The 6,500-nt window shown below is 70.8% G+C and carries 6 protein-coding genes; all 6 read right to left on the minus strand.

Going from position 1 to position 6,500, the window contains the following annotated elements; all coding sequences use genetic code 11:
* Positions 1–37 precede the first annotated feature (37 nt).
* A complete protein-coding gene (gene paaE / locus D466_RS0114920) occupies positions 38–1,129 on the minus strand; it encodes a 1,2-phenylacetyl-CoA epoxidase subunit PaaE (RefSeq protein WP_018914513.1) in 1,092 nt (363 codons plus the stop codon).
* Positions 1,130–1,167: 38 nt separating this feature from the next.
* A complete protein-coding gene (gene paaD / locus D466_RS24825) occupies positions 1,168–1,701 on the minus strand; it encodes a 1,2-phenylacetyl-CoA epoxidase subunit PaaD (RefSeq protein ID WP_018914514.1) in 534 nt (177 codons plus the stop codon).
* Positions 1,698–2,468, minus strand: coding sequence for a 1,2-phenylacetyl-CoA epoxidase subunit PaaC (paaC, locus tag D466_RS24830; RefSeq protein ID WP_018914515.1), 771 nt, complete (start codon positions 2,466–2,468; stop codon positions 1,698–1,700). The genes paaD and paaC overlap by 4 nt, the downstream gene beginning before the upstream one ends.
* Positions 2,469–2,479: 11 nt before the next feature.
* A complete protein-coding gene (paaB, locus tag D466_RS0114935; RefSeq protein ID WP_018914516.1) occupies positions 2,480–2,779 on the minus strand; it encodes a 1,2-phenylacetyl-CoA epoxidase subunit PaaB in 300 nt (99 codons plus the stop codon).
* 25 nt (positions 2,780–2,804) lie between these two features.
* Positions 2,805–3,812 carry a 1,2-phenylacetyl-CoA epoxidase subunit PaaA gene (gene paaA, locus D466_RS0114940; RefSeq protein ID WP_018914517.1) on the minus strand — a complete coding sequence of 336 codons (1,008 nt, stop codon included), beginning with the start codon at positions 3,810–3,812 and terminating at the stop codon, positions 2,805–2,807.
* 355 nt (positions 3,813–4,167) lie between these two features.
* Entirely contained in the window at positions 4,168–5,724 is a 1,557-nt protein-coding gene (locus D466_RS0114945; RefSeq protein ID WP_018914518.1) for a sodium/solute symporter, read from the minus strand.
* Positions 5,725–6,500 lie beyond the last annotated feature (776 nt).

Consider the following 6,500-nt stretch of genomic DNA (forward strand, 5'->3'; position numbering starts at 1 on the left):
CCGCCCCCGGGGCCGGGCCGTGCCCGGCCCGCGCCCTTCAGCGCTCGTCGAAGGAGATCTCGACCTTCTCGGTCAGCGGGTGGGCCTGGCAGGCCAGGATGAAGCCGGCCTCGAGGTCGGCCTTCTCCAGCGCGAAATTGCGGTCCATGCGCACCTCGCCGCACAGCAGGCGGGCGCGGCAGGTGCCGCACACGCCCGAGGTGCAGGAGTAGGGCAGGTCCAGCCCGGCGGCTCCCGCCACGTCGAGGATGCTGGGGTCGCCCTGGCGGAAGTCCACCGTGTGCGACAGGCCGTCGCGCCGGATGGTCACGCGCGCCAGCGGCGGGTCGCGGGTCTCGACATGGTGCATCACCGCGCCGGCCGGCTGCTCGCCGGCCTGGCCCGGTGCCACGCCGAAACGTTCGATGTGGATGCGCTCGGCCGGCACCCCGGCGGCCAGCAGCGCGCTCTCGGCCTGGTCGTTCATCTGGTAGGGGCCGCAGATGAAGGCGTGGTCCACCGTGGCCGCCGGCACCACGCGCTGCAGGAAGGCGCCCACGCGCTCGGCGTCCAGCACCCCCTGGTGCAGCTCCGAGTCGCTGTGCTCGTCGGAGAACACGTAGTGCAGTTGCAGGCGCGCGAGGAAACGGTTCTTCAGGTCCTCGAGTTCCTCCTTGAACATCGTGGAGCGCAGGCCGCGGTTGCCGTACAGCAGCGTGAAGCGGCTGCGCGGCTCGTGGCTGAGCACGGTCTTCAGGATGGACAGCACCGGCGTGATGCCGCTGCCCCCGGCGATGCCCAGGTAGTGACGCGCGTCGCGCGGGTCCAGGGGCACGTAGAAGCGCCCCTGCGGCGGCATGATCTCGATGCTGTCGCCGGCCCGCAGGGACTGCGCGATCCAGTTGGAGAACACGCCGCCGCGTACCTTGCGCACGCCGATGCGCAGCAGCGCGTCGCCGACGCCCGCGCACACCGAATACGAACGCCGCAGCTCCTTGCCGTCCATGTGCGTGCGCAGCGTGAGGTACTGCCCCTGGGTGAAGGCGAAGCGCTCGCGCAACTCGGCCGGCACGTCGAAACTGACGATGACCGCTTCTTCGGTGTCGGGTTCGACGGCACGCACGCGCAGGGAGTAGAAATGGGTGTCCATGACGTAGGCGCTGCGCTCGCGCGCGCTTGTTGCGGGTTCTAGAAGGGCTTGAAGTAGTCGAAGGGCTCGGCGCAGTCCAGGCAGCGCCAAAGCGCCTTGCAGGGCGTGGAGCCGAAGCCGGCGATCTGCGCCGTGTGCGTGCTGCCGCAGCGCGGGCACGCGGGTGCATCGCGGCGCGGCAGCACGAACACCTCGCCGCCGGCCGGCAGCGCCGCCTGCGCCGCCGCGCAGGCCGGGGGCGGGGCGATGCCGTACTCGCGCAGCTTGCGCCGGCCGTCCTCGCTGATCCAGTCGGTGGTCCAGGCCGGCGCGCGGCGCAACTCGGTGCGCACCGGGCCCAGGCCGGCGTCCAGCAGCGCCTGGCGCACGTCGCGCTCGATCATCTCGGTGGCCGGGCAGCCCGAATAGGTGGGAGTCAGCACCACCTGCAGCGCGCCGTCCTCGCCTTCGCTCACGTCGCGCACGATGCCCAGCTCGCACACCGACACCGCGGGGATTTCCGGGTCGGGCACGCCCGCCAGCACCTGCCAGGCGCGGCCCGCGCGGGCGCCGGCCTGCGCCGTGGAGTTCACCAGGAGCCCCCCGGATAGGCGCGCTGCAGGTACTGCATCTCCGCCAGCAGGTGCCCCATGTGCTCGCTGTGCACGCCCTCGCGCCCGCGGCTGCGGAAGGCGCTGTCGGCGCCAGGGCGCAGGGTGGCGGCGCGAAGTTCCGCGGCCATGCGCTGCTGCCAGGCCTCGCGCAGCTCCGCCCAGCGCGGGCCCAGGCCCGAGCGCGCCGCGGCCTCGTCCACCGGGTCGGGCTCGAACAGCTCGTGGTGGTAGGGCCACAGCTGGTCCACCGCGCGTTGCGCGCGGCGCTGCGATTCCTCGGTGCCGTCGCCCAGGCGCTGCACCCAGTCGCCGGCGTGGCGCGCGTGGTAGCGCGCCTCCTTCACCGCCTTGCCGGCGATCGCCGCCAGCTGCTCGTCGCCGGACTCCTGCAGGCGCTGCCACAGCAGCTCCAGCAGCACGGCGACCATCAGGTTGCGCACCATGGCCCAGGCGAAATCCCCGCGCGGAAGTTCCACCAGCGTGGGGTTGAGGTAATCGCGTTCCTCGCGCAGGAAGGCGAGCTGGTCCTCGTCCAGCCCGCCGGCGAGTTCGCCGGCGCGCGTAAGCACGCCGCGCGCCTGGCCCAGCAGGTCCAGCGCGATGTTGCTCAGCGCGATGTCCTCTTCCAGGATGGGTGCGTGCCCGCACCATTCACCCAGGCGCTGCGCGTGGATCAGGCACAGGTCGCCCAGGCGCAGCAGGTAGCGCAGCTCCGGGGCCTGGGAAACTCGGATCGACTCTTGCATGGGGCGCCTTCTCACATGTGGTCGACTTCGGCCGGCAGCTTGTAGAAGGTGGGGTGGCGGTACACCTTGTCCTCCATCGGGTCGAAGTACATGTCCTTGTCTCCCGGGTCGCTGGCGGTGATCTGGTCCGAGCGCACCACCCAGATGCTGCAACCTTCCTGGCGCCGCGTGTACACGTCGCGCGCCAGCTCCAGGGCCAGCTTCGAATCCGGCGCGTGCAGGCTGCCGCAGTGCTTGTGGTCCAGGCCCGCCTTGCTGCGCACGAAAACTTCCCACAGCGGCCAGCCGGCCGCGTCCTGCTGCTGGTTCATGATGCTTGCTCCGTGGATGGGGGAATCAGGCCGCCTGCCGTTGCTGGCGTGCCTGCTGCTTGTCCGCGTGTGCCCGTGCCGCCTCGCGCACCCAGGCACCGTCCTCCCAGGCCTGCACGCGCGCGGCCAGGCGCTCGCGGTTGCAGGGCCCGTCGCCGGCGACCACGCGGCGGAACTCCTCCCAGTCGATGGGGCCGAAGTCGTAGTGGCCGCGCTCTTCGTTCCAGGCCAGCAGCGGGTCGGGCAGGCTCACGCCCAGCACCTTGGCCTGCTCGACCGTGGCGTCGACGAACTTCTGGCGCAGATCGTCGTTGGACATCCGCTTGATGCCCCAGCGCATGCTCTGCGCGCCATGGGTGCTGGAGTCGTCCGGCGGGCCGAACATCATCAGGCTGGGCCACCACCAGCGGTTCACCGCGTCCTGCACCATCTCGCGCTGGGCCTGGGTGCCGTCGCGCATCATGGTCAGCAGCGCGTCATAGCCCTGGCGCTGATGGAAGCTCTCCTCGCGGCAGACGCGGATCATCGCCCGCGCATAGGGCGCGTAGGAGCAGCGGCACAGAGGCACCTGGTTCATGATGGCCGCGCCGTCCACCAGCCAGCCGATGACTCCGACGTCGGCCCAGCTCAGCGTGGGGTAATTGAAGATGGAGCTGTACTTGGCGCGCCCCTGGTGCAGCGCGTCGAGCATGTCGTCGCGCGAGGTGCCCAGGGTCTCCGCCGCGGCGTACAGGTACAGGCCGTGGCCGCCTTCGTCCTGCACCTTGGCCAGCAGGATGGCCTTGCGCTTGAGGGTGGGCGCGCGGCTGATCCAGTTGCCCTCGGGCAGCATGCCGACGATCTCCGAATGCGCGTGCTGGCTGATCTGGCGCACCAGGGTCTTGCGGTAGTGCTCGGGCATCCAGTCCTTGGCCTCGATGAAGCCGCCGCCGTCGATGCGGGCGTCGAAGCGGCGCAACAGTTCCTGCTCGGCCGCGTGCTGCGGGGCCTGCGCCTGGTCCTGCGGGCCGATGTCCATGGCTTGGGTGTACATGGCGGGCGAATCGGTGGGGGGGATCGGAGCACGACCGCTGAACGGCCGCACGAAGCCGGCTGAAAGCAAATTCAACCAACCGGTCGGTCAATAATACGGGCGTGCCGAGGCCCCGTGCAAGGCGCGCCACCCGGTACAAACCCTGGGCGTGCGTCCCAGGGCAGGCCGCTGCGTGGCTGGCGGGCAGGCTAGGAGGAGCCTGGGCGGCAGAGGCCGAGCCTGCTGCAATTCGCCAGGGCCGGTCCATTCCGGCGTCGACTCGTCGCCCATAGTGCCCACTATGGGTTCCTCGCCGCCCCCGAACTGTCCTCGCTCCTGACGAATTTCGCGACGGCTCCCTCTGCCGCCCAGGTCCCTAGGCGAAGGCCAGCAGAATCCCCAGGCAGCCCAGCAGCACGGCCAGCGCCCCCAGGCGTACGTCCAGGGGCAGGCGGGGCAGGTTGTCCCGGCGCACCAGTTCCAGGCGGGCCGAACCCGGCTCCGGCCGGTCGGCGGCGCCCACGGCGCGCATCCAGCATGCCGCCAGCAGCAGCGTGATGGCGAACACCACGCTGCCCACCACCGCATAGTGCAGGCTCAGCCAGCCCATCAGCTTGGCCCCGAACAGCAGTGCGCTGGCGGCATGCGCGCTGGCCAGCGTGCGCAGCGCCGCGGCGGGGCCGAAGCCCCGGCAGGCCAGGCCGAGCGTGAACAAGGCCAGCACCGGCGGCACGATGTAGGCGAGCAGTTCCTGCAGATAGGCCCAGAGCCCCGGGAAATGCTGGATGTTCGGTGCCCACAGTCCGGCGCCCAGGGCGAACAGCACGGTGGCCACCCGCCCGATCCGCGCCGAACGGGCGCTGCTCAGCCAGGGCCGGGCCGGCTGCACGAAATCCGAGACCAGCAGCGTGGCCGCGGAGTTCAGCGTGGCCGAGCAGGTGGACATCAAGGCCGCCAGCAGGCCGGCCAGCACGATGCCGGCCAGGCCCGCCGGCACGAAGCGCGCCACCATGGTGGGCCAGGCCTGGTCCGGCTGCTCCAGCCCCGGCAGCAGCGGAATGGCCAACGCGCCGGGCAGGGTCATCAGGAACAGCGGCAGCAGCTTGAGCGCGCCCGCGATCATCGCGCCGCGGGAGGCCGCGGCCAGGTCGCGCGCCCCCAGCACGCGCTGGGCGATGTGCTGGGCCAGGTTCCAGTAATAGAAGCAGGCCACGGGCACGCCGGTGAGCAGCCCGATCCAGGGTAGCCCGGGGTCGTCCGAGGGGCGGATCAGGTGCAGGTGCTCGGGCGGCACCTGGCGCAGCACCTGGGCCCAGGAGAAGTCGAACTTGCTGAACACGATCAGCGCCAGCGTGGCCGAGCCGAGCAGCAGCACCACGGTCTGCATCACGTCCGTGTAGACCACCGCGCGCAATCCGCCCGCGGCCGTGTAGAGGGCCGTGAACAGCGCGATGGCCAGCGTGGCGTGCAGCATCTCCAGGCCGGGCAGGAAGGTGCGTAGCACCAGCGCGCCGGCATACAGGCCGCCCGAGGTGTCCACGACCATCACCAGCACCAGGGTCATGCCGGAGAGGTACTTGCGCAGGCGCGAGTCGAAGCGCCGTTCCATGAATTCGGGGATGGTGGCCACGCGCGAGCGCACCAGGACCGGCAGGATGAGATAGGCCGACACCACCAGCGTGAGGCTGGCCATCCATTCGTAGCTGGCCACCGAGATGCCGTGCCGATACGCCTCGCCCGGCAGGCCCAGCAGCGTATCCGAGGACATGTTCGACGAGAACAGCGAGAAGCCCACGGCCACCGGGCCCAGCGAGCGTCCCGCCAGGAAGAGTTCCAGCGAGGTGGTCTTGCCGCGCGCGGTCCACAGCCCGATGGCCGCCGTGAGCACGAAGTACACGGCGATGGCGATGAAGTCCAGGGGCTGCAGGGTCATGGGCATCCACGAAGTCCCGCGCACCTTAGCAGCGGCCCCGGCGCGGCGCCGGGGCGCGCCGCCTTGTCCCTGCAAGGCCAGGGGCCTCGACGATTTCCCGTGCAACGGTCCGCTAACTCCGCGGTCACGCCAGGGCCTCAATAATCGACACCACGGGCGCGCTTCAGGGCGCGCACGACCAGGGCGCGCAGAACCACGGCGCGCATGTCCCGGCGCATCGAGGAGCGAACATGCAACCCAGGCTGCATCACGCAAGGGCCCACCCCCGGCCGGCCGCGGGGCTTTGCGGGCCCGCGGCCGTTGCGCGCGCCACGCCGGCTACGCGCTGAGCTTTGCCCATGCGCGGCGAACTCGACGCTCCGGTCCTTGCGGGCTTTCCGGCCGCCACGCGCGGCGGGCCTCGCAGCGGCCTGCGCGTGGGAATCACGCTGGGCGCGCGGGACGAGCCCGAGAGCCAGGCGGAGCAAGGCATGCGGTGTGTGCGCCGATGCAATTCTGAGCCACCGTGCCGACCCAATAGTGAGCCAGGGATGGGAGCCGGTCTGATGATGTCCGGCGGTGGATAAGTGTAGGTCGTGGCCTGGGTCGGTGATCTCCTGGTGGTCGGTTTGATCGAGGGGGAAGCCGTGGAGGGCGTAGCCCGGAACGGCTTCCCCCTCGGTGTCTTAGGTGGTCTGTGCTGGCGCCTTGCGAGCCTGTTCCCGGCTCTTGATCCGCGTCCTGGCGTCGGCACTGGAGCGCATGAAGCGGATCGACTCGTTGCCGGTCTCGACGAT

Source organism: Thiomonas sp. FB-6, assembly GCF_000377645.1.
GTDB lineage: Bacteria > Pseudomonadota > Gammaproteobacteria > Burkholderiales > Burkholderiaceae_C > Thiomonas_A.